Source organism: Nocardia sp. NPDC058499, from assembly GCF_042719915.1.
GTDB lineage: Bacteria > Actinomycetota > Actinomycetes > Mycobacteriales > Mycobacteriaceae > Nocardia.
Window position 1 is genome coordinate 1 of record NZ_JBHXMZ010000001.1, and the last position, 24641, is coordinate 24641.

At 67.9% G+C, this 24641-nt stretch carries 11 protein-coding genes; 8 read left to right on the top strand and 3 right to left on the bottom strand.

Annotated features, from left to right (window positions below):
- Positions 1-589: 589 nt before the first annotated feature.
- The gene (locus tag ACFWPH_RS00005; protein ID WP_378747165.1) at positions 590-2512 is read right to left on the bottom strand and encodes an AAA family ATPase; all 1923 of its coding nucleotides are present in this window, start codon (positions 2510-2512) and stop codon (positions 590-592) included.
- Positions 2513-2739: 227 nt separating this feature from the next.
- Positions 2740-2985 carry a helix-turn-helix domain-containing protein gene (locus tag ACFWPH_RS00010; RefSeq protein WP_378747166.1) on the bottom strand — a complete coding sequence of 82 codons (246 nt, stop codon included), beginning with the start codon at positions 2983-2985 and terminating at the stop codon, positions 2740-2742.
- A gap of 616 nt (positions 2986-3601) precedes the next feature.
- Here ACFWPH_RS00010 and ACFWPH_RS00015 point away from each other — a divergent pair.
- From ACFWPH_RS00015 to ACFWPH_RS00050, 8 genes are read left to right on the top strand one after another with little or no spacing between them, the layout of a single operon-like run.
- Complete coding sequence (locus ACFWPH_RS00015; RefSeq protein ID WP_378747167.1) at positions 3602-3886, top strand: acyl carrier protein; 285 nt, start codon at positions 3602-3604, stop codon at positions 3884-3886.
- The gene (locus tag ACFWPH_RS00020; protein ID WP_378747168.1) at positions 3883-5013 is read left to right on the top strand and encodes an acyl-CoA dehydrogenase family protein; all 1131 of its coding nucleotides are present in this window, start codon (positions 3883-3885) and stop codon (positions 5011-5013) included. The genes ACFWPH_RS00015 and ACFWPH_RS00020 overlap by 4 nt, the downstream gene beginning before the upstream one ends.
- Before the next feature lie 11 nt (positions 5014-5024).
- Complete coding sequence (locus ACFWPH_RS00025) at positions 5025-6026, top strand: 3-oxoacyl-ACP synthase (RefSeq protein WP_378747169.1); 1002 nt, start codon at positions 5025-5027, stop codon at positions 6024-6026.
- Positions 6023-8875, top strand: a complete 2853-nt coding sequence (locus tag ACFWPH_RS00030; RefSeq protein ID WP_378747170.1) for an HAD-IIIC family phosphatase — start codon at positions 6023-6025, stop codon at positions 8873-8875. The genes ACFWPH_RS00025 and ACFWPH_RS00030 overlap by 4 nt, the downstream gene beginning before the upstream one ends.
- Positions 8872-13230 (top strand): condensation domain-containing protein, encoded by a 4359-nt coding sequence (locus ACFWPH_RS00035; protein WP_378747171.1) that lies wholly within the window; start codon positions 8872-8874, stop codon positions 13228-13230. The genes ACFWPH_RS00030 and ACFWPH_RS00035 overlap by 4 nt, the downstream gene beginning before the upstream one ends.
- On the top strand, positions 13227-14081 hold the full coding sequence (locus ACFWPH_RS00040; protein WP_378747172.1) for a 3-hydroxyacyl-CoA dehydrogenase family protein: 855 nt from the start codon (positions 13227-13229) through the stop codon (positions 14079-14081). The genes ACFWPH_RS00035 and ACFWPH_RS00040 overlap by 4 nt, the downstream gene beginning before the upstream one ends.
- A complete protein-coding gene (locus tag ACFWPH_RS00045; protein ID WP_378747173.1) occupies positions 14068-19047 on the top strand; it encodes an amino acid adenylation domain-containing protein in 4980 nt (1659 codons plus the stop codon). Before ACFWPH_RS00040 ends, ACFWPH_RS00045 begins: the two co-directional genes overlap by 14 nt.
- Positions 19044-23420, top strand: a complete 4377-nt coding sequence (locus tag ACFWPH_RS00050) for an amino acid adenylation domain-containing protein (protein WP_378747174.1) — start codon at positions 19044-19046, stop codon at positions 23418-23420. Before ACFWPH_RS00045 ends, ACFWPH_RS00050 begins: the two co-directional genes overlap by 4 nt.
- Positions 23421-23602: 182 nt before the next feature.
- On the opposite strand, the gene ACFWPH_RS00055 is transcribed toward ACFWPH_RS00050, so the two are convergent.
- Positions 23603-24436 carry a hypothetical protein gene (locus tag ACFWPH_RS00055; protein ID WP_378747175.1) on the bottom strand — a complete coding sequence of 278 codons (834 nt, stop codon included), beginning with the start codon at positions 24434-24436 and terminating at the stop codon, positions 23603-23605.
- Positions 24437-24641: the final 205 nt, after the last annotated feature.

Here is a 24641-nt window from a genome sequence, read left to right on the forward strand (position 1 = left end):
TTGCGTCCAGCCATGGTCCCTATCGTCCCTTCTGGCCCTCACCAGGGCCAACGAGACTCTAATTCCGGCTGGTCGCATCCATGGGGAGCGGGTCAGTATCGGCGGCATGCACATTGATGATTCTCGCGTCATAAAGGCACTGACGAGCAGCCATCACCTGTCGGTGGGTGAACTCGCCCAAGCGACCGGTCTCGCAGCACGACGTGTCCGAACCGCGGTGCGATGGCTCCACTACTGCGGACTCCTCGCTCGTCCCTCTGCTGGAACGCGCCCGCACACCTGGACACTGAGCCAGCGAGGAAGCTCCTATGCCCAGTCACCCCGTGGTCGCATTGTCCTCGACGTTCCGGCGACTGCACGGGGACGCCGCTGATGCTGGATGCCTCACTACTCGACCAAATCGCCTGCGCCAACGCCACATGGGCTTCGTCCAGCATCACCGCCGCCCACTCAGCGATGCAGGTGCACCTGGACTGCCTCGTCGGCGAGTGTCCGGCCAAGACCGCCGCGCACCGGACTTTGACCGATGCCGGTGTAATGGTGCCGGATTCAGGACGAAGACCGAACAGTACTTAATTCCTCTTCGCTATCAGCTCTTGATCAGCGAATTCAATCGGATGAATAGCTGTTCCGCTCGCTCAAGGGTCGCGTCACTCAACTTCGGAATGAATTTATTCTGCTCGCGCAGTAGGAGTGCAGCTGGCTTGTAGTGGCTATTCTTTCCGCGCGCGATTCCACTTCGCTGGAAGTAGCCCTCTACCCGCTTCGCGATGCGCGGAGAGTCCCCCGTCAGGTCTGCCAAGGCGATCGGCTTTGACAAGTCTGGCTTGAATGCCTGATTCACGAGTTGGAGATAAAAATCCGGCTCGAACAAGTCCTCGATATCGGCATCCTTCGCGACTGTGAATTCGCTGATCTCAACCAACCCATTACTTGCCAGACGACCGTTATCGCGGAGCCGCTTCACGGCTTGTGTATCCTGCGTGCTGGAGTCGATAAGTACGGCAATATTGAGCTGATTAGCCCCCAGAAGTGTCGCGAAAGTTGACAACTTCCCGGAGCCGCCGATTGGTGTCTTGACCCATCGAGGATCGAGACCAGTTCGCCCCGACGCTTCGACTGCATCACTGAGGACATCGAGATAGATCATGTCGCTTGGTCCTTCGACTAGGAGCGTATCCTCGCCGACGAACATCGTTTGCGTCAATTCTATTCCCATTGCCGCCAGAAGCGGGAAGGCAGTGTCAGCATCGGCTTTCAGCACTTCCGCTGAAACCTTCGTGCCGACTTCATCCTGATCCACCACCGTCCTCACACGGTGCAGTTTTTTAGGTGACACCATGAACGGCGAATGGGTCGTGTACAGAACCTGATGCTTTGGTGCGAGCCGATTATCGATCAGATCTAGCAGATCCTCTTGCGCACGACCGTGCAGGGACAGTCCGGGCTCATCCAGCAGCAAGATCAGATCAGTGTCCCCGGCAACCTCCAGCTTGTTAAAGTACGCCAAGAAGCTGAAGAACCAGACGAAGCCGCGAGAGCGATCATCGAATGGAACTGAAACACTGTGACGCTGGTTCCACACTCGAATCTGAAGAATCGGTCCGTTGTTGTACGGCGCAGCCGCACCGTCCTCCACCGGAAGGATGTTCAACCGAACAGCGAGATCCGTGTTCTGTGACCAGTACTTGAAGACCTCCTTTGAGATTATGTTTCCGCTTCTCTCCAGTTCGCGTATCAGACGCTCGTGGCGGTCGGTCTTTTTAAAGTCCTCCGGCTTCACTCCAGCCATGTCCAGCAGGCTGACGAGTGCCATTTCTCCCCGGTTGAGCTCATCAGCTTCACGACGTGCAACCAGGTCGGGGATAGACACCTTTCCTGGCATGATGTCGTAGTCGCCAAAGTAGACGAACGTCGGCATCATTGGCGACGCATATTCGTCGATAAGATGATAGCCGAGACTCTGGTTCCGCCATCCACGGATCTTGTCGGCGAGCGCTACTGCCGCTGATGGTGGCTCATCTAACTCATCCAGTGCGGCGAGTAGATCAGCAATGGTGCCTGTCGGTCCCACTATGGCTTCGGCAGTCGGTGAGAGATCGAGGCCAGACTTTAGATGCGCAACGGCAACCGATTCATCATAGCTGTGAGTGTATGTCTTACTGGAATTTGGATAGTTCAGTGTGACCGTGAATTCTGGACTGTGCAAGAACCCGCTGCCAAGCTCATGCTCAATCTGTTCGACCTCGTGCGGTTGATATCGAAAACGAGCCGACACAACTGCCAGCTTCTCCCCCTCCTCATCCCGCGGATCGGAAAGGTTAGCAGGAAAATCGATCACCTCGTCTAAGGCAAGCTTCTCGACTGGTTTTAGCCGATAGAGCGCCTGTAGGACATTTGTCTTGCCGGATTCGTTCTTTCCGACCAGGCATGTCACGTCCGGCTCGATGACGAACCGCTCCGAGTCCTCGATCGAGCGGTAGTAGGTCACCTGGGTGTCGACCAGCTGCAACGCTTCTCCTTGAGAGATCTTCCGGCTGAGACTTGCGTCCCGGCGAGAGGTGGTCACGATGGTAGTGCGGTTAAATCCTGTTGCTCTGCCGTTGCTCGTAGCATCGGTTTCGGATCTGCCGTGAAGGGTACTCGGACACACCGACAGTCCTCTCGTACATGTCGCGCTTGAACACCCCCCGCGTTACGTCTGCCCTATACGCAGACGGCATTATGCTCAAAGCATCGCTATCGCGTCGACGGACGCATCTCCACTCCGCTGCCTGTCAACGCCTTCCAGACGCTGCCTTTCGCTTTGCCGAGCTTGGCTGCGATGGTCTTGATGGAGTCGCCTGCACGGTAGAGGTCCACGGCTTGGTCGATCTCGTCGGTGGTCATGGACTGGAAGCGGGTCTCGATGCCGTGATCCTGGAGGATCTTCATCAGACTGCCCTTGGACAGGTCGTACTGAATCTCCCCGGGTTCCGTGCGCACCCGGGGAGATTCAGTCAGCAGGGTTGTTGATCCTGCGGACGGATGTCGGCTGTGCCTTGGATCGTCGGCAGTTCACGACCGCGGGTGTTGGGCTGGTCGGTGGCCGACCATGTGCGCATCCCAGTTGATCATCGATAGCCTCGACGAGGCGCGGCCGCCTCCATCTACTCCGCCAAGAGCCTGATTTCCCGCCGGATCGGCGACGACGGGTGTGGGCGGGTGGGATCCCGTGGACACGGCTGCCCCGGCCAGGCCCACTGCCATCTGGGGTCATGCAGGTGACAATCCACAGATGCCGCTGTGGTCGAGGAGATCGCAGTGCGCCGGCTTGGAGGCGAGCGGGGCAGGCGCCCGCCTGCGGCTCGCTCGCGGGTCGCGTGATCGTGCCGGGAGTTGACATATAAGCCGGGCCTGAAGGTGCAGCTCGTCAGGACAATCCGACCTGTTCGACTCCAAATACCGTGGTGACCAGCCCATATCAGGTCCGGAGCGCGCAGTGGAACTCATCCCGAAGTTCCGGCGGCAGAGGAATTGGGGGCAAGTGTGACCGGCCGCCCGCTGATAGCTTTCCGCCTGGATATCCGGCGGGTGATTTCCAGGCGAGGACGGGCTGTAAATGAGCGACGAAGGTACCCCACCGCATCCGGATTTGGTGGAGCGACTGGTGCGGTATTTCGGTGTGGTGACGGACACACGGCTGCGACCGGACGACGACTACTTCGGTATGGGTCTGGTGAATTCGCTTCGAGCACTGGAGATCGTCGCCTATCTCGAGCGTACTTTCGACATCGAGATCGATATCGACGACCTGGATCTGGACAATTTCCGGACGGCTCGGCGGACGGCCGCCTTCGTCACCCGCAAATGTGGTCCCAACGCCGACCTGGGGGCGGACAGGTGAGCCGGCTGGAGCCTCTACTTCGCCGCGCCGCCGAGGGTGCGGCCGAATGGGACCTTACCGGGATGCCGCGTGAAATGGTCGGCGCCGCAGCAGAAGCGGGCGTGCTCGGGATGGATCGGCCGGTGCGTTACGGCGGTCGCGGCGCGGATGCGTCGGCAACCGGCCGCACGGCCGCCGAATTGGGCGCGGTGTGCACGTCGCTGCGTTCGTTGTTCACGGTGCAGGGCATGGTCGCTGCGACGATAGATCGCTGGGGCGCCCCGGGGCAGCGTGCGCACTGGTTGCCCGGGTTGACCGGTGGTGAGCTGGTCGCGGCTCTCGCGGCGACGGAAGCCGGGGCCGGCAGCGACCTTTCGGGGATCACCACCCGCTTCACGGGTACCGGGCCCGAGCGACGTGTGTCCGGCCGCAAGCTATGGGTCACTTTCGGGGCGCTGGCTGATGTGGTGCTGGTGGTGGGGCGATCCGACGAGGGCCCGGTCGCCGCACTGGTGGAGCGGGATCAGCCCGGCGTGCAGGTGGAACCGGTGACCGATCAGCTGGGCATGCGGGGCGCGCGCCTCGCGCACCTGTCCTTCGATGCGGCACGGGTGCCCGCCGGGAACATCCTCGGCCGGGCGGGTTTCGGCTTGTCGCATGTGCTGGGAACCGCACTCGACCACGGCAGGTACACGATCGCATGGGGCTGCACCGGAATGGCGCGGGCGTGCCTGAGCGATGCCGCAACGCATGCGCACGACCGGGTCCAGGGCGATATCCGGCTCGCCGACCACCAATCGGTACGTGCCGCGCTCGGACGCAGCTGGGTGGACGTGGCGGGCGCGGAGGCGCTGTGCCTCCGCGCGGCCGGTGACCGCGACGACCGTGAGCCGACCGCGTACCTCACCACCATCGCCGCGAAATACGCGGCAGCCCGGGCAGCGTGCGCGGCGAGCGAGCGCGCGGTGCAGATACTGGGTGCCGCGGGCTGTGCCCCCGGGAGCCGGGCCGGCCGCTTCTACCGCGACGCCAAGGTCATGCAGATCATCGAGGGCGCGCGTGAGATCGCCGAACAGGATCTCGGCGAGTTCGTGCTGCGGTCCGTCGGCGAATCTCGCGCCGCGGCGGCCCTGGTGGCGGAGAGTTGACGGCGAAATTCATGATCTCTCTAGGACCGGTCTCGACCGCTTTTCCCGAATCCACCGTCGCGATAGCCGATCTCGCCGAGCTTTCGGAGCTACCGCCCGCTCGTCGCGCGCACGCGCTGTCGCTCGGCATCACCTCTGTGCGCTGCGCCGGCGACGCCGCCGAACACGACCTCGCCGCCCAGGCGGCCCGCGGGGCGATCGACCGCGCGGGGCTGGCGGCGAGCGAACTCGACGCACTGCTGGTGGTCGGTGGGCGTGCACCGCGCTATCTGCTCGCCTCCGAGGCCACGCGCCTGCAGCAGCGCCTCGGCGCGGATCGCGCGTTCGTCGCCGGGATCGGCGAGCTCGGATGCGTGTCGATCTCGGCCGCGTTCACCCTCGCGGCGGCGTTGCTGCGCGGGGACACCCGGTGCCGCACCGTACTCGTCGTCGCCGCGGCGACCGCGCCGACCCGGTTCCGCTATCGCGCGCCGATGACGATCCTCGGTGACGGAGCCGCTGCCGTTGTGCTCGGTACCGGCCCCGGGGGCCGGTACCAGCTGGTCGACCACGAGGTGCGCAGTGACGGCCGCTACGCGGACCTGTTCCGGATCGACTATCGCGACCTACCGTCGGATCAGTGGCGCGAGACCTGCGCCGACGAGGCCACCTACAGCTTCCGGCTCGCGGTCGAAAGCCGCAATCGATTCACCGCGATGAACGACGAGATATTGTCCCGCAACGGTTTACGTGCGGATGATCTGGGTTCGGTACTGATGCAGAACCTGTCGGCCGGCGCGTTCGCCTTCTGGGAGGAGGCGCTCGGCGTCGGCATCGATCCGGCCTGCCACCGCAATCTCGCCGGTTTCGGCCATCTCGGCTCGGCGGATGTGCTGGTCAATCTGGACCTCGCGGCGCAGACGCGCGCGCCGGGGGATCACCTGCTGCTGCTGAACAGCAGCCCGGTCGCGGCGTGGAGCACCAGTCTGCTGCGTCGCCTGCCGGACGGCGACAGGGGAGGGATGTCTTCATGAACTCGATCGTGAAATGCCTGGTGTGGGATCTGGACGACACACTGTGGGACGGTGTGGTGCTGGAAGGCGACGCCCGCGCACCGCGTCCGGAAGCGCGCCGGGCGCTCCGACTGCTGGACGAGCGTGGCATCGTGCACGCGGTCGCGAGCCGCGGCGAGCCCGCTCCGGCGCTCGCGCATCTGGCGGCGCACGGGGTCGAGGAGATGTTCTGCGCGACGCAGATCGGCTGGGAACCGAAATCGGCGGCGGTGCACCGGATCGCGGAGTCGCTGAACATCGGCCTGGATGCCGTCGCCTTCGTCGACAACGATCCGGTCGAACGCGCCGAGGTGGCGTCCGCGCTGCCCCAGGTGCGGTGCTATGCCGCCGAGGACGTCGCGGAACTACCGGATCTCGCGGAATTCAGCCCGGCGGTCGTCACCCGCGACGCACGCGAGCGCAGGCAGCGCTACCGTGCCGAAGCGCGCAGGCGGACCAGCGAGCAGTCCTTCTCCGGTTCGGATGCCGAATTCCTGCGCGGGCTCGGGCTGGTGATGACCGTGCGCCGGGCGCATGAGGCGGATCTGGACCGCGCGCACGAACTCACGGTGCGCACCCACCAGCTCAACACGACCGGCCGCACCTTCGATATCGGGCAGCTGCGGGAGCTGAGCGCGGATCCCGCGCATGAGGTGCTGATCGCAACCCTGTGCGACCGGTTCGGCGAGTACGGCGCGATCGGGCTCGCGGTCACCGAGATGCGCGGCACGGATTCGGTGCTGCTGCTGATGCTCATGTCCTGCCGGGTGATGTCGCGCGGGGTCGGCGGGGCGCTGCTGGCGCACCTGGTCGAGCGGGCGAGTGCGCGCGGGCAACGCTGTGTCGCGGAGTTCGTGCCGACCGAGGTGAACCGGGTCATGCTCGTCACGCTGCGCTTCGCCGGATTCGTGGTGCTGGAACAAGGCCCGGAACGGGTGCTGCTCGGTCACGACGGACGCACCGTGGCGTCCCACAGCGCTCACGTGCTCGTACGGTCGGCCGATGCGCCGACACCGCCCGGCGATCTGATCGGCGGTCTGCTGCGGCGGGCCGCCGAGTTCCCGGATCGGTGCGCGCTGATCTCCGGTGGGGAAACCCTCACCTATCGCGAACTCGTCGACCGCACCGCCGCTCTCGCCGGGCGTCTGGTCGGGGCGGGTGTGCGTCCCGGCGACGTGGTGCTGTGTCTGCTGCGGCAGGACATGTGGACGGTGGTGGCGATGCTTGCCGCACTACGCGCGGGGGCAGCGTGGTGTCTGGCCGAGCCCGGCCGGTCCGGCGCGCAGGTGCGTGCATTGGTCGACGATTTGCCGTGTACCGCTGTGATATTCGATGAGCAGGCGCCCGCTACACCGCACGGGGCAATGGAGGCACTGCTCTCCCCCGCGTCGGTCCGGCCCGCCCTGGTACCGCTGGGCGCGACCTCACCGGCCGGTCCGCTGCCCGCGGCGCCGCCCGCGTCGGCGCCCGCCTATGTCATCACGACCTCGGGTTCCACCGGCGCACCCAAAGCGGTCGTGGTCAGCCGCGGCAATCTGGCCGCGATGATCTCCGGACGCGACTATCCGTGCGAAGACGGCACACCGGTCACGTTGTCGACCTGCCCGCTCACCGCCGATGCCGCACTGCTCTTCGGTCCGTGGGCCCTCACCCGGGGCGGGACTGTGGTGGTGCCGACCCACCGCGAGCTGCCCGACGCCGCGGCGGTCAGTGCGCTCGTGGCCGGGTCGCGGGTGAGTCACCTCGTCGCCACGCCGTCGTACTACCGGTTGCTGCTGCCGATTCTGGCCGAGGCGGCAGCCGCGCCGACGGTGGTCGCGCTGGCGGGCGAGACGTTGTCCTCGTCGCTGGCCGCCAGGCATCGCGAAGTGCTGCCCGGCGTCGTCCTGATGAACGAGTACGGTCCCACCGAGGCGACCGTGACCTGCGTATGGCACGTTGTCGCCGACACTGCGCGGGTGCCCATCGGCCGGCCGCTGCCGGGCAATTCCGCGCACGTGCTCGGGCCGAAGTTGACGGTGACTACCGACGGAGATAGCGGCGAGCTGTATCTCGGCGGAGATCAGATCACCATGGGCTACGCCGGTCGTCCCGGCACGACCGCGACCCGTTTCGTCGCCGACCCGTTCGCCGGCGAACCCGGCGCGCGGATGTATCGCACCGGCGATCTCGCGCGACTCACCGGCGCGGGCGATATCGACTATCTCGGCCGCGCCGACGGCCAGGTACAGATACGCGGCGCGCGGGTGGAACGAGACGCCGTGGAGGCGGTGCTGGAGACCCATCCGGGTGTCGCGCACGCGGTGACCGTGGTGCACACCGGCCGCGACGAGATCGACGACCTCGTCGCGTTCATCGTGCCCGCCGCCGATACCGCGCCGCCCGGTCGCCGGGAACTGGCCCGGCACTGCGCCGAACGGCTCACACCGCTGGAGGTGCCGAGCCGGTTCGTGCCGATCGATACGATTCCGATCGCCGCGGCGGGCAAACTCGACACAGCCGCCCTGCTGGCCAGGGCCGACGATCCCCCGCTGCCGGGGCCGTCGCGCGCCGATTGGACCCCCGGACAACGCGAGATCGCCGAATTGTGGTCCGCCGCGCTCGAACACGACGACTTCGATCTCGACGATTCGTTCTTCGAGATCGGTGGCAACTCGCACCGGGTAGTCGTGTTGCATCTGCTGCTCGAGCAATACCGGCCGGGAGCGGTACGCGTCGGTCAACTGTTCGATCTGCGCACGATCCGCGACCAGACCGATGCGCTCGCGGCCGGCGCCGCGGTGCCGGCGGAACTCTTGGTACCCGACTCCACTCGAGCTTTCGAGCTGTGACCCCTCAGGAGCACACTGTGCCGGACCCCGGCAGCCACGCCACCGCCCACGCGCGTGACACCGATATCGCCATCGTCGGAATCGGTGCGCGCTTCCCCGACGCTGCCGACCTCGCGGAATTCCGGGCCAATCTGGCCGCGGGGCGTGATTCGGTGGGGCCGATGCCGCCCGAGCGGATTACCGCCACCGGCCTGGACGACACCGTTACGTACCTGCCGATGGGGCACCTCGCCGAGATCGACGGATTCGACTACCGCTTTTTCGGGATGTCCCGCCGGGAGGCGTGTGTCACCGATCCGCAGCAGCGGCTCGCTCTGCTGCTGGCCCAGCGCGCGATCGAGGACGCCGGATATACCACGCAGCGGCTGGCCCTGGCGGTCACCGCCGTCACGCTGAGTGCGGCGCAGTCGAGTTACCACTCCGCCGCGGTGGACCCGGGCCCGTTGAGCCTGCTCGGAAACGCCACCTTCGCGGGCCCGGCGCGTATCGCGCACCGGTTCGGGTTCACCGGCGCGTGTTTCGGGGTCGACAGCGGATGCAACAGCGCGCTTGTGGCGGTGCACCACGCGTGCCGCGAAATACGTTCCGGGGACGCGGATTACGCACTCGCGGGTGGTGTTGTCGTGCGGGTGCACGGCACTCCGTCCTGGGGTGGGGGGAGCTTTTCCGAGATCATGTCGCCCACCGGCGTCTGCCGTGCATTCGACGCCGACGCCGACGGCACTGTCAACGGCGAGGGTGGTGCGATCCTGCTGCTCACCACGGTGGCCCGGGCACTGGCCGACGGTGCCCCGATCCACGCGGTGATCCGCGGCAGCGCGACCCGGCACAACGGCGCGGCCGCCGCCACCATCAGCACACCCAGCGCCGCCGCCCAGAGCGCCGTGATCGCCAAGGCGTGGGAGGCGGCCGGACTCGATCCGCGCGCGGCCGGTTATCTCGAGACCCACGGGTCCGGGACGCGGCTCGGTGACGCGGTGGAACTGGAATCGATCAGCGCGGTTTTCGGTCGCGGCCCCGGCCTGCCCATCGGCTCGGTGAAGACGAATATCGGTCACCTCGACCATGCCTCCGGTATCGCCGGCCTGGTCAAAGCGGTGCTGAGCGTATCGGAGGCGCAGCTGTTCCCCTCGCTGCATTTCACCCGGCCGACCGGCGATTTCGACCTGGCGGCCGCCGGTATCGACGTGGTGACCGAGAGTCGCCCGTGGAGCGGTGACGCGGTGCGCGCCGCCGGAGTCAGCTCCTTCAGCCTGGGCGGCAGTATCGCGCACTGCGTGGTGTCGCAGGCTCCGCCGGTGCCCGCCACCCCGCCGTCGCGCCGCGCCCACTTGATCGGCGTTTCCGCGCGTACGCCCGAGGCGTTGAGCGAGCTGTGCGCCCGGCTCGCCGGGGCGGTGCGCAGCACCGACGCCACGCTGGACGAAGTGGCCGCGACTCTCACCGTCGGTCGTAACCAGTACGAGCACCGGGTCGCCGTGACCGCCTCGGACACGGCGGAACTCGCCGAGGCGCTGGAGAAGACCGCGGTGCGCGCGCACCGCGTGCCGACCGCGCCCCGCGTGGTGCTGCTGCTGTCTCCCGACGCCGTTCCGGTCCGACCAGGCACGGCCGGCACCGTCGCCACATTGCCCCTCGAGCTGCCCGCCACCGGAACGACGGCGTCGGTGCTGGCCGGGCAGATCGCGGTGCACGAACGGCTCACCGCGTGCGGGATCCGGCTCGCGGCACTGCTGAGTGCGGGATCGTCACGCTTCGCCGCCCGGTACCTGCTCGGCTCCCGCGCCGGGGTCGACCCGGCCGAACTCGCCGGCGCGGCGCCCACCGTCGACAGCGACCGGCTCCTCGACGCGGTGCGCACCCTCATGGCCGCGGGACCGGTGGTTTTCGTGGAGCCCGGCCGGGACGGCAGGCTCGCCGCGCTCATCACCGACGCCGTGCCGGAAGCCGAGATCGTCTCCGCAGCCACCGATACCGCCGATCTGGACGAACTCCTGGGCCGGTTGTACGAATACGGTGTCGACCTCGACTGGCCGGCCGTCGCGCCCGGCCACGCCCGCCGGATACGTCTGCCCGGCCACCCGATGCGCGAATCCGGCTGCTGGGTCGACCTGCCCCGTGCCGCGGCGGATTTCGCCGTCCCGCCCGCCGCGTCCGCCACGCCGCCCGACGACTCCGATCCGGTGCGCTGGCTGCGTCGTACCCTCGCCGAACTGCTGTACACCGACGACGAGATCGACGAAAACGCCGACTATTTCGCCCTCGGCGGTAATTCGCTGATCGCGGTACAGCTGGTGGACCGGATCGAGGAGACCTACGGCTTCCGGCCGAAACTGCTCGACGTCTACGAGCGTCCCCGGCTGGCCGATTTCGCCGAGCTTCTCGCGACCGGGCGCGCCGACGGCGCCGCGCGCGCACCGATCCCTGCCGTGGTCGCGCACGACGAACCGGTCATGTCCTCGGGGCAGGAACGGATGTGGTTCCACCACCAGTTCGATCCGCGGACGACGCTGTACAACTACCCGGTCGTCCAGTTGTTGCGCGGGCCGATCGACCCCGACGCGCTGCACGGCACCTTCGACGACCTCGTCGAGCGTCACGAGACCCTGCGGTACAACTTCGCCGAGGTGGACGGCGTCGCGGTGTTGCGCATCCATGATCGGCTGGACGACTACGTCCGCCGCGTCGACGTCTCCGCGGAACCCGATCCGCACGCCGCGGCCCGCGACCTCGTGCACGCTGCCGCGACCGAGCCGTTCGATCTCGCTGTGGACCCGCTGTTGCGGGTACTGCTCATCACCGTGGGTCCGGATACCCATGTCCTGCAATTGACCTGCCATCACGCCGTCACCGACGGTGCGACGCCGACAATTCTCGGCCGTGAGCTGCCGGAGCTCTACGCCGCGCGGCGCGAGGGCCGGCCGCACCGCCTCGCGCCACTGCCGATCCGGTACCGCGACTACGCGGCCTGGCATCGCGCACTATTGGCGAGTTCGGCGCTCGACCACGAACTCGACTACTGGCGCGAGACGCTGGCCGACGCACCGGTGTTACGGCTGCCCACGGATTTTCCACGACCCGACCGCAAGACCTATGCCGGCGATCTGCATCCGTTCACCCTCCCCGCCCAGCTGCTCACCGATCTGCGTGCGCTGGCGGGCCGTTCATCGGTCTCGCTGTTCGTGGTCCTGCTCAGCGCCTTCTATCTGACTCTCGCGCGGCACAGCGGCCAACGCGATATCGTCGTCGGCACGCCGACCACCGGGCGCGGCCGAAGCGAATTCCAGGACCTGATCGGCTATTTCAACAGTACGGTCGCCTTGCGCACGGACTTCACCGCCGACACCACGTTGCCGGACATGCTGACCCGGGTGCGCTCGGTCGTATTCGATGCGCTCGAACATCAGGAGATCCCGTTCGACCGGGTGGTCAATGCTGTGGCGCCGCAGCGCGACCTGTCGCGCACACCGCTGTTCGATGTGCTCTACATCCACCAGGTGACGCCACGAATGGAGCGGATCGACGAGGCGAGCACGGAACTGTTCGATCTCGACCACGCCGCAGGCAACGAATTCGGCGGGTTGCCCACCGGGACTGCAAAATTCGACCTGACGCTGGTCACCTTCGAATACGCCGACAGCGTCCCCCGCGATATCGGCGCGTGCCTGGAGTTCAGCACCGAACTGTTCACCGCACAGACGGTGGCCGCGCTCGGCGACGCATTCCTGGAGATCCTGGCGGCGATGGTGTCGGACGCCGGCGCGCCGCCGATCGAGGCGCTGATCGCCGGACCCCGGCGGGACTCGGAGGTGACGACATCGATCCCCACCGACCGACCACGCGCGGGGACGACCATGGAATACGACGTGGTCACGCGTGCGATAGAGCTGGATCGTGCCGACCTCGAACCCTTCGAGACCAGGCTGTTCGACGCATATACGGTTCTGCTCGCCTGGTACAGCGGCGGTGACCGGTTGCGTATCGGCCTGCCCGACGGGCCCGAGGGTGCGCGAGACGTCATCGTGACAGTCCACCGGGACACCACCTGGCGGACGTTGCGCGCCGGCTCGCCGGAATCGGTCGCGCGTACCGCCGCGACGCCCCTGCGGTACCTCGGTCACGCCGGAGTCGTGCCGGAGGGCGTCGCGACCGAACTCGCGCTCGCCTGGGTGCCCGACTCGAGGGAGTTGCGTCTGCACTACGCGACCGCACTGTTCGACCGGTCCTCCGCCGAGGCGATCGCCGATGAACTGGTCGCGCTGGCGCGGGCCGCGATCGACAGACCGGACGAACCGGTGCACGACACCGTACTCGGCATCGAAGCCTTCCAGGACGAACAGGAGGTCCACCAGTGACCGCACAGCACCGGGTCGGCGTGGTCGGCGCGGGCACGATGGGCGCGGGTATCGCCCAGTGCGTGGCCGAAGCGGGCATGCCCGTCACTGTGGTCGATCCCGATCCCGCTGCTGCCGAACGTGCCCGGCGCGGTATCCGCGCGGCGCTGCGTTCGAGCGTGCTGCTGGGCCGGGGTCCGGGCCCCGGCGAGCTCGCCGGGATCACCGGCCGCATCAGGTGGTCGCAGCATGTCGAGGAGCTGCGCGAAGCCACCTTCGTCATCGAATCCGTCACGGAGCGGGTCGCACTCAAGTACCGCGTATTTGCCGAACTCGACCGTGTATGTGCGCCGTCGGCGGTGTTCGCGTCGGGGACCTCGGCCATTCCCATCACCGGCCTGGCCACCCGCACCACCCGACCGGAAAGGATGCTCGGGCTACATTTCATGAACCCCGCGCCGCTGACCGAGGCGGTGGAGGTGATCACCACCGCGCAGACCGCGCCGGCCACCCTGGCCACCGCGCTCGACTTCCTGAGTGCACTCGGCAAACGCGGCATCGTGGTCGGAGACGGTCCGGGCTTCGTCATCAACCGCGTGCTCATGCTCGCTATCGCGGAAGCCGCCACTGTCACCGAATCCGGAACCGACGCGGCCACGGTCGACGCCTTGTTCGAGGGCTGCCTCGGCCATCGGATGGGGCCACTGCGCACCGCGGATCTGATCGGCCTCGACAACGTGGCCGATACGCTCGCGGTTCTGCGCGATACCACCGGCGACGGCCGCTATCGCGTGCCGAACGTGCTGGTCACGCTGGTCGAGAACGGGCATCTGGGCCGCAAATCGGGAAGGGGATTCCATGCCTACCCCTGAGGCGAGCACACTCGACCGCCCGCTCGAGCAGACGCCGGGGCTGGGTCCGCTGGCCCGGCGCACCGGCGGCGGGACAGCGGCGGTCGTGCTGGCCGCGCTGGCGGTGTACACGCATCGCCGGACAGGCGCGGACCGGGTGACCGTCGGCTATCGGACCGGTACCGCCGCGATCGAAATCGGCGTGACGGTGGCGGTTCGCGACGACTTCCGCAGCGTCGCCGCCCAGGTCGGGGCGCTGCTCCGGCAGCGTAGAGCCGGCCCTGCCGGACCGGATTGTCCGACCGCGGTGCACACCGACGATGAGTGGCAAGTCGGGCTGCCCGAAACCGAGTTGCCCACGTTCGGAAGGCTTTTCGCGAAGCTCGTGGCCGCTCCCGGAACTCCGGTCGCCCGGGTCGATCTCATCGCCGAGGAGGAACGCGCGCGCATTCTGCGCCGCGGCGGCCCGGTGCGCGCCCGGGACCTGCACGCTACGACGCTGACCGGTTTCGAATCGATCGCACGCCGGTCGCCCGAGTCGATCGCACTGGTGTACGGCGCAGAATCTGTCACCTACAGTGAGCTGGACGCCCGTGCGAATCGACTGGCACGCAGTCTGATTCGGCGTGGTGTCCGGCCGGATACGGTGGTCGGCGTTGCGATCGACCGTTCGATCGAAGCGGTCGTCGCGGTGTATGCGGTACTGAAGGCGGGCGGTGCCTATCTGCCGCTGGAACCGGGTCATCCGGCCGAGCGGCTGAATCGAATCCTGACCGTGGCCGAGCCGGTGCTGGTGCTGAGCACGCGCGGCGCCGGCTTCACCACCGATGCCGTGCCCGTCCACTACCTCGACGGGCCGGATGAGGTGGACGAAGACGGTACCCCACTGTGCGATGCCGACCGGCACGCGCCGCTGCGCTCCGGCAATCTGGCGTATCTCATGTTCACCTCCGGTTCGACCGGCGTGCCCAAGGGGGTCGCGGTCCCGCATACGGCGGTGGTGGACCATCTGCGGTGGATGACCGAGCATATCGGCCTCGACGAGACCGACACCGTCCTGCAGAAGACGCCGGTCACCTTCGACGTCTCGATCTGGGAACTGTTCTGGCCCGCGAGTACCGGAGCGACCCTTGCCATCGCACCGCCGTCGGCGCATACCGACCCGGCCGAACTGACCCGGCTGATCGCCGCGCACGCGGTGACGACCCTCCAGTTCGTGCCCTCGACACTGAGCAACCACCTCACTGTGGTGTCCGGGTTTCCGGCCTGCGTCCGCCGCGTGCTCACCATCGGGGAGACGCTCTCCCCCGCCCTGGCGCAGCGCTTCGGTGCGGCGACCCCCGCGCGGCTGCACAACCTCTACGGGCCGACCGAAACGACCGGCGCTGTCACGGGATATCCGGTGAACGTGCCGGATACGGCGTCGATACCCATCGGTGCGGTCGCGACGAATACGCGGGCGTACGTGCTCGACGCGCGACTGCGTCCGGTGCCCGACGGGCTGCCCGGCGAGCTGTATCTCGGGGGCGCACAGCTGGCGCAGTGCTATCAGGGCGAGCCCGCGCGCACGGCCGAGCGTTTCGTCGCGGACCCTTTCGAACCCGGTGCCCGGCTGTACCGCACCGGCGATATCGTCCGGTGGAATGCGGCGACCGAGCTGCTGGAGTACCGCAGCCGAGCCGATCTGCAAGTCAAACGCCACGGTGTACGCATCGAACTGGGCGAGGTGGAGGCCGCGCTGTCGGCGTGCCCGACAGTCGCACAGGCGGTGGCGACGCTGCGCCCCGACGGAAGGCTCCTCGGCTATGTCGTGCCGGTAGCGGGCGCGGTCTGCGCGCCGGACGCCCTCCGCACGGAATTGACCCGCGCCCTCCCGGCCGCCATGATGCCCGACGATATCGTCGTGCTGGAAGCGTTCCCCGCCACCACCGCGGGCAAGGTCGATCGGGCGGCACTGCCCGAACCGGCGCCACGCGACATTCCGTACCGTGCGCCGTCGACGCCGGTGGAGCAGATATTGGCCGAGGTGTTCGGGCAGGTACTCGGCCGGGATCGGATCGGAGTCGACGAATCCTTCTTCGGCTTGGGCGGCGACAGCGTGATGTCGATTCTGCTGGTCTCCCGGGCGAAATCGCGGGGCGTCCACGTCACCCCCGCGCAGATTTTCGAACGGCCCACCGTCGCGGGGCTGTCCACGCTCGCCACGACCGGAGCACCCGAGCGGCATATGCTCGCCGAACTACCCGGCGCCGGAGTGGGAGAGCTGCCACCGACGCCCGCCGTCCTCGCACTGATCGAGCGCGCCGCCTCCGGTCACGTGCCGTTCGACCGGTATGCCCAGCACATGGTGCTCGACCTGCCCGCGGGCCTCACCGAAACCACGCTGCAACAGGTGATCGGCGCGGTCGTCGACCAGCACGATATGCTGCGCGCACGGCTCTACCGCGACGCGGGCGGCGAGTGGCGCCTCTTCGCCGATCCCCCCGGCTCCTTCGATATCGGGTCGGTTCTCGGCCGGGTTGATATCTCGTCGGCCGACGAAGCCGGAGAGGCCGCGATCCTTGCTCGTGAGACGGAGGCCGCGATCGACCGCCTCGACCCGGCCAATGGTGTCGTGCTGCGGTGTGTCTGGCTCGATCGGGGCTGCGGCGATCGCGGTGGGCTCCTCGTTGTCGTGGTCCACCACATCGCGGTGGACGGTGTGTCCTGGCGCATCCTGCTCCCGGACTTCGTCGCGGCGTGGGCCCGGCTCGAGACGGGCCGATCGCCGCGGTTGCCCGCCACCGGCACCTCGGTGCGGCGATGGGCACACGCGCTGCGCGACAGAGCCGATGACGGCGATCTGCTCGCCCAGGGGGACCTCTGGAGGGAGCTGCTGCGCGGGCCCGATCCGCTGTTCACCGATCGCCGGCTCGATCCGCATATCGACGGCCCTTCGACGATGCGCCGCATCGTCTGCGAGTTCGACGAGGCCACGACCTCCGCCGCCGTCACCATGCTGCCCCCGCGCTACGGCACCGATACCAACACCGTCCTGCTGACCGCGCTGACCGTGGCGATGGTCGCGTGGCGCGGCGGTGACAGCGCGGTCGTCCCCGTGCGAATGGAATCCCACGGCAGGAACGGCGATCTCGTGCCCGGCGCCGATCTCGCCCGTACGGTCGGCTGGTTCACCGCAGCCTATCCATGCCGTTTCGACCTGACAGGTATCGATATCGCGGAGGCGATCGTGGGCGGGCGCGCCCTCGCCGCGGCGGTGAAAACCGTCAAGGAACAACTACTTGCCGTACCCGAGGGCGGCATCGGCTACGGCTTGCTGCGCTACTTCGATACCGGTGTCGACCTGCCGGCCGAGACCACTCAACTGTCGTTCACGTATCTGGGCGCGATCTCCGCGGCGAACGGCCCCTGGCTGCCCACCGCCCTCGCGAGGAACCGTGATCCGATCGACCCCGGCCTACCTGCCGAGGTGGCCCTCGCGATCGATACCGCAGTCGTCGGTGATCGGCTCACCGTGGGCTTCTCGTTCCCCGAAACCCTGATCGGCCCCGACCGCGTCCACGACTTCGCCGAGCTGTTCGGGACGGTCCTGCGCACCCTCGCGCGGCACGCGGCCGATCCCGTCGCCGGCGGGTGGACGCCCTCGGACTTCACCCCCGCCGGGCTGCGGCAACCCGAGATCGATCGCTGGGAGCGCCACTACGGCCGATTGTGCGATATCCGGGCCCTCACACCGATCCAGGAGAAGTTCGCCGACCTCGCACGCGCGGAAGGGCCGGAGGTCCACACCCTCCAGGTGATACTGACCTGCGAAGGAAATCCCGATCTCGCACGCTTGCGCGCTGCCGCCCAGCATGTCGTGGATCGGCATTCCGCGCTGCGGACAGCGTTCGTCCGCGACGGCGGCGGCCGGTGGCGCCAGCTCGTCGTCGCGACCGCGCCGATCGAGGTCGGGGAAATCGATCTGTGCGGCCGCGGCACCGAACTGGACGATGTCCTTGCCGCGGAACAGGTGCGCCCATTCGACCTGGAAACCCCACCGCTCATCCGATTCCTGCTGGTCCGGACCGCGGAGCGTCGTTACGTGCTGTCGGTGACCAATCACCGGCTGCTGTTCGACGGCTGGTCCGCGCCGATCCTGATGCGAAAACTGTTGAGCGCCTTCGTGCTCGGTGTGGACGGCCTGGACGAGGTGGACGACGGGTTCGCCACCTTCCTGCGCTGGCGGGCCGCCCAGAACCGGGGGCCCGCCGCCGCGGCGTGGCGCGCTGCCCTGCACGATCTCGCCGCGCCGACCCTGGTCGCCGCGCCGGGCGCCGCGCCGAGGGATCCGGTGCGGTCGCACACCGAACACCTGGTGACGCTGACGGCCGCGCGCACCGCCGCACTGGCCGGTGTTGCCGCCGAATCCGGTGTCACGCTGAACACCGTCCTGCAGTACGTGTGGGCGTCGGTGCTGGGTGATCTCACCGGGGCCGACGACATCGTGTTCGGCGCGGTGGTCTCCGGACGGCCGGCGAGCATCCCCGGCATCGACGCCATGGTCGGCTCATTCATCAACACCGTGCCGGTGCGGGTGCGCCGCCGCGACGACCGGCCGATAGGCGCTCGGCTACGAGCGCTGCAGGCCGAACAGGCGGTACTACTCGACCATCACCATCTCGGGCCGGCCGAGATCGAGGCTGCGGCCGGCGTTCCGGTGCGCGAGTACTTCGACACACTGCTGGTGTTCGAGTCCTATCCGGTCGATGTCGCGCCGACCCCCATCACCATGGGTGACCTGGTACTGACCGATCTGTCGTCACGGGAGATCACTCTGTTTCCGCTGACCGCGACGGTGTGGCCGCGCGACCGGCTGACAGTGGCACTGAATTGGCACCGCGATCTGCTGGACGACGATCTGGCGCGCCGGGTGATCGCCCGGCTGGAAGCCGAACTGGAACGGGTCGCGACCCTGCCCGCCGACGGCGCGAACGGAGTGAGATGACGCAGACAACGCATTGCCGGATCGACTTCCCGCTGACTGTCGCGCAGCAAGAGATCTGGGCCTACACCAGTCTGAACGGCGCGGATCATCGCTACCACCTGGAGGGCTACGTCCATCTGCGCGGGCGCATCGATCCCGGCCTGTTCGAACGCGCGCTGCGCGGTGTCGTCGCGGCCGCCGAGACCTTACACATCCGGCTCGATACCGAAGGCCCCGAACCACGCCAGGTGATCGAGGACTGCACCGAATGGATCCTGCACCGAGGCGATTTCGGTGCTGCGTCCGACCCGGTCGAGGCGGCACTGGCCTACCTGCGCACCGCACCACCCGCCTTCGACCTGGCCGTCGCACCGCTGTTCGACCACTATCTGCTGGACCTCGGTCCGGCAGGACACCTGTGGGTCCTCCGGGCCCACCACATCGTCCTCGACGGCGCCGCGTCGCTGGCTCTCATCCGGGCGGTCGCGCGGGCCTACACCGCGCTGCTCGGTGGTGAGCCGGCGCCGGAATCCGCCGATACGGTCGCGGAATATGTCGAGCAGGACGGGCGTTATCGCACCTCGCGGCGGTTCACCGACGACCGCGCGTTCTGGTCCGGACGGCTCGCCGGGCTGCCCGACGCGCCGATGTTCACCCATCCGCCTGTCACCGTCGGTGCGTCCGGGCCGATACGGCATTCGGGTAGTCCCGGTGACGACGACTGGCGGGAATTCGAGCAGGCGGCAGCGCGATTGGGCGTGGACCCGCCGGCGCTGCTGGCCGCGACGACGGCGCTGCTGCTGCACGCCGACTCCGGTGCGCGCACCGTGGTCCTCGGCCTGCCGGTACCGGCCAAACGCTCCTGGCGCGCGCTCGGGATGACCTCGAACGTTGTCGGACTGCGCGTCGAGGTCGATCCCGGCGCGTCCATCGGCGCACTCGCCGCGGCGACACAGGCGGAGCTGCGAACGGTACTGCGTCACCAGCATTACCGGCGATTCGACCTGCTCGCCGACGGCACGTCCCCGGGCGGCGAACACCGGATCACCGGCCCGGTGCTCAACATCCTGCCCGCTCCGCCCGATATCCGCTTCGGTGACGTGGTGGCCCGGCTGATCCCGGCATCCAGCGGATACACCGAGGCATTCGGCATCGCCATCTACCTCGGTGACGGGCCGCCGCGCATAGATATGGACACCACCGCCGATCGGTGCGATCCCGCGGCCCTGGCGAGTCTGCACGGCCGCCTCCTGACCGCGATGAACGACGTGGCGGCGGCGTGCGCGGATACGCCCGCCGGGCGGCTGACCCGCGCGCCCGCGGTGGTCGTGCCGCGCAGCCCGCACGAGGATCCGGCGGGCGTGACGGATCGCGGGATCACGGAGGTCTTCGATTCGGTCGTTCGCCGGCACCCCGAACGCCATGCGCTCTGGTACGAGGGTGAGCACATCGGCTATCGCGAACTGCAGATCCGCGCGCAACGGTTCGCCCACCACCTCGCGTCCCGGCACGGTGTCGGGCTCGGAACGCCGGTGGGTCTGCGTCTGCCGCGCACTCCGGAGCTGGTCGTCGCGGCGCTGGCTCTGCTGCGGCTCGGCGCGATCTGCGTTCCGCTGCACGAGCAGGACCCGCCCGACCGTGTCGCCTGGATACTGGCCCACACCGGCACCGAACTCGTTGTCGACGATATCGCGCTGGTGCGCAGCGTCTCAGGGTCCGGCGGGCCGGTCCCGACCATACCGGCCGGCTCGGTACCCGCCGACGCGGCGGCCTGGCTGATGTTCACCTCCGGATCGACCGGCGCACCGAAAGGTGTACTCGCCACGCACCGGGCGATGGTGGCGCGCGCGGTCGACCGGATCGCCGCGGGGCCGGAATACGCACGAATGCTGATGCATTCGCCACACGTCTGGGACATGGTCGTCTGGGAACTCTGGATGCCGCTGTTACAGGGGCACACCGTGGTGATCGCGACACCGGACCGGCTCGGAGCCGAGGACTTCCGCCAGGTGCTGCGGGCCGGAGAGGTCACTGCGGCGTTGCTGGCAACCGGGCTGTTCCAGGTGCTCGTCGACGATATACCGGACAGCCTCGGCCGGCTGCGCACCTTATCGACTGCCGGTGACATCCTCCCTCTCGATACCGTGCGCGCGATGCGCGCGGCGGCGCCCGGACTTGCCATCGTCAACATTTACGGTCCGGTGGAGGCCACCGCCTACGCCACCACCTACTCGATTCCGACCGGACCGCTGCCCGACGAGGCGATTCCGGTCGGCCGTGCCGTGGACTACACCGAGGTATTGATTCTCGACGCCTTGCTGCGCCCGGTACCGCCGGGCATGGTCGGCGAGATCTATCTGACCGGAGCGGGTCTCGCACAGGGATATCACCGGATGCCCGGCCGCACCGCGACCGTTTTCACGGCCAACCCCTTCGGCGCCCCCGGGTCGCGGATGTACCGCACCGGCGATCACGGCAGCTGGGGCGCCGACGGCGCCGTGCGGTTCCTCGGCCGCGGTGACCGGCAGATCAAGGTCAACGGCATCCGGGTGGAGCCCGGCGAGATCGAACACGCGATCCGGAATATGCCAGGGGTGACCGCGGCGGTCGTCACGGCGCACCGGGTGGCGGCGGGCAAGAGCCTGGTCGCCCATGTGGTCGCCGCCGAACCGATCGACACCGCGGTCATGCGGACCCGGCTGGCGCGAGTCCTGCCCGCTTATCTGCTGCCGGCCGTGATCGTGCAGATTCCCGCGCTACCGCTGACGGCCAACGGCAAGGTCGACCGGACCGCGTTGACCATGCCCGCGGCGGCCGACGCGGAGCCGCCGCGGACACCGCGCCGCCAGATCCTCGCCGGGCTGTTCGCCGACGCCGTCGGACAGCAGCGGGTCGGCGTGCAGGACGATTTCTTCCGTATCGGCGGGAACTCGCTCGCCGCGATCCGGCTCGCGGCGGCCGCGAGCCGGGCCTTCGGTGTTGTGGTGAGTCCGCGCGATCTGCTCGACGCGCCCACCGTCGCCGCGCTGGAGCGGCGCATCGCCGATCGCGGCGGCGATCCCGCCGCTACCGACCGGGAATCAGTGGCCGTCGCGTATCGGGAGAGCGACGGGACCGCCTCCCGTCCCGATGACGCGATTCCACTCGCACCGAGCCAGCAGCGACTCTGGACGGTCAACTATCTCAGCGACGGCGCTGCCGATTATTTGATGCCCGCCGCCGTGGACCTCATCGGTCCGCTCGACGCGGCCAGCGTGCGGGCGGCGGTCCACGATGTGGTGCGCAGGCACGAGATACTGCGGACCACACTGCCTTTCACCGCTTCGGGGGCGATCCAGCGGATCGCGGCATTCGACGAGGACGCTGTCGACTACCGCGAGGTCACCGACATCGCAGACCTGAACCGATCGCTGGCAGCGGAGCTGGACCGCGGCTTCCGGCTGCTCACCGAAGTGCCGCTGCGGGTGCGGTTGTACCGGCTGACGCCCGAACATCACGTTCTGCTCGTAATCCTGCATCACTGTGCGGGTGACGCCGAATCACTGGCGCTGTTGCTGAACGAACTCGAATTCGCCTACGTCGCACGGGCCGACGGCACGGTACCCGACTGGCCGACGCCGCCGGTCCAGTTCGCCGATTACGCACGATGGTTGGGTGAGCACGGCGACGATCCCGTTCACGCGCGGTATTGGACTGACCGGCTGGCCGGACTGGAGTACACACCGCCGCTGGCCGTGGACCACCCCCGGTCCGCTGCCGGTGGATACCCGACGGCGCTGCTGCCGTTCACCCTCGACGCAGCCACCCACGCCGCGGTGCGGGACGCCGCGCGTCGCAGGGGGGCGACCACCTACGCCGTCTTGCACGCAGCCCTCGTCCACGCCCTCACCGATATGGGCGCCGGACCCGATCTGGTCATCGGCACGGCAGTGAGTGGACGCGATCGTCCCGAACTCGACACGATGCTCGGCTGTGCGGCCGAGATAGTCCTGATTCGCACCGACCGCACCGCAGCACCGGCCGCCGGACCACTGATCGACCAGATTCGCGACCGCATCCTGGAAGCGCACGAGAACAGGCACTACCCGTTCGAACGAGCCACGGCCGCCCACATCGGACCGGACCGCCCACTACCCCAGATCGTCACCACGTTCTTCCGTGATATCCCGGTCCCGGGCGGCGCGGGCGATATCGAGCTCCGGCTGCGCGAACTGCCGCCGCAGCGAGCGGAGTTCGAGATCCTCATCCAACTCGGAGAATCCATCGGGCCGGGCGGCGAACCGGCCGGCATCCACGGCGAGATCCGCTACGCCGCACCGCTGTGGGAGGCCACGACCATCACCGCGCTCGCCCGCGGCCTGCGATCCGCGATCACCGCACTGTCGAACGGGTAGGCGGCCCGGGGCCACCGGCGGGTGCTCTGGGTCCGGCCGCCGGAGGCGTAATGACCGGGCGTTCCGGCCGTTCACGACATGCCACACTTTCGGATGGTCCTGGACCCCCAGACCTGACGTGCAGAAGAGATAGCTATGGCCCGGTCGCTCGTTTGACCGGGCCATACTTCATTTTGTCCGCCCTATGCCCGCAGCACCCAGCCTTGGGCTACATCGCCGAGGTTCCACCACGAAACATACTGTGCATCCTGCGATTCGATCATCCAAGCGTCGGACAGCCGATCGAAGAATGCGTCATCGCCGGTCTTGCCGCCCTTCGGCTCCCCGACGTAGAGCAGGCGCCGACCACCCCGGGACTCGAACAGCTTCAAGGCTTCGGACGCCATCGGATCACCCCACCCCGGCGGCCAGCACAGGAACAGAACCGAGTCGCCATCCAACGCGGAGTCGAACTCTTCCAGGCCCTCCACCGAATACCAGACATCCCGCTGCCCACTGGCCCCGGGAAATGATGGGTTCGCGATCGAATCCGGCGGCTCGGAGTCGAACGCCCGGACCGTCGATCCCTGATCAGCCAACAGTCGCGCCCAGTAATTACGCCCCGTTCCGAGCTCGACAACCCTCTGCCCGCCGCTGAAGGCCGCAATCCACTCGATCGTCTCCGGCGACGGAACCGCGTAGGCATAGGCAGCCTGCAAGATCGTCTGCGCGAACCCCAGTAGAACGCTGCCGTTGGCACTACCACCGTTCACGACCCGGCGGTCACCGTCTACGCCGGTCGAAGGCCCGACCACATCCCAGTAAGGATTCCCCGATGCAGACTCGCCACCGGCCAGGTAATGCACGAACCGCAGATCGAACGCCGCATCAGCCTCCGGACTCTCGGTCCCCGCCAGCATCGGAGCCGTATCCAGATACTCCGCGACCTTCGGATACTCGACCTTCAACCGCTCCCCGTCATCGAGCAACGCGGCCAGTTCGTTTCGTCGTTCGGGCGTGAGCACCAGACCATTCATGCGGTCAATCCTCCGTGCGCAGACTGAACTCTGCGAGTGGTTGCCGAATTTGGCTATATAGGATCAAGAGCGGCGGCGCCTGCGCGCCGGCGCCCCACAACCGGGCGGGCCTGGTTGTGATGGGGGCCCCACAAGGCGCAGAGGCGACACGATGGCGCTCCCCCCTCCCAACCCGAGAGGGTTTGTCTTTGCCGCCCCAAAACTG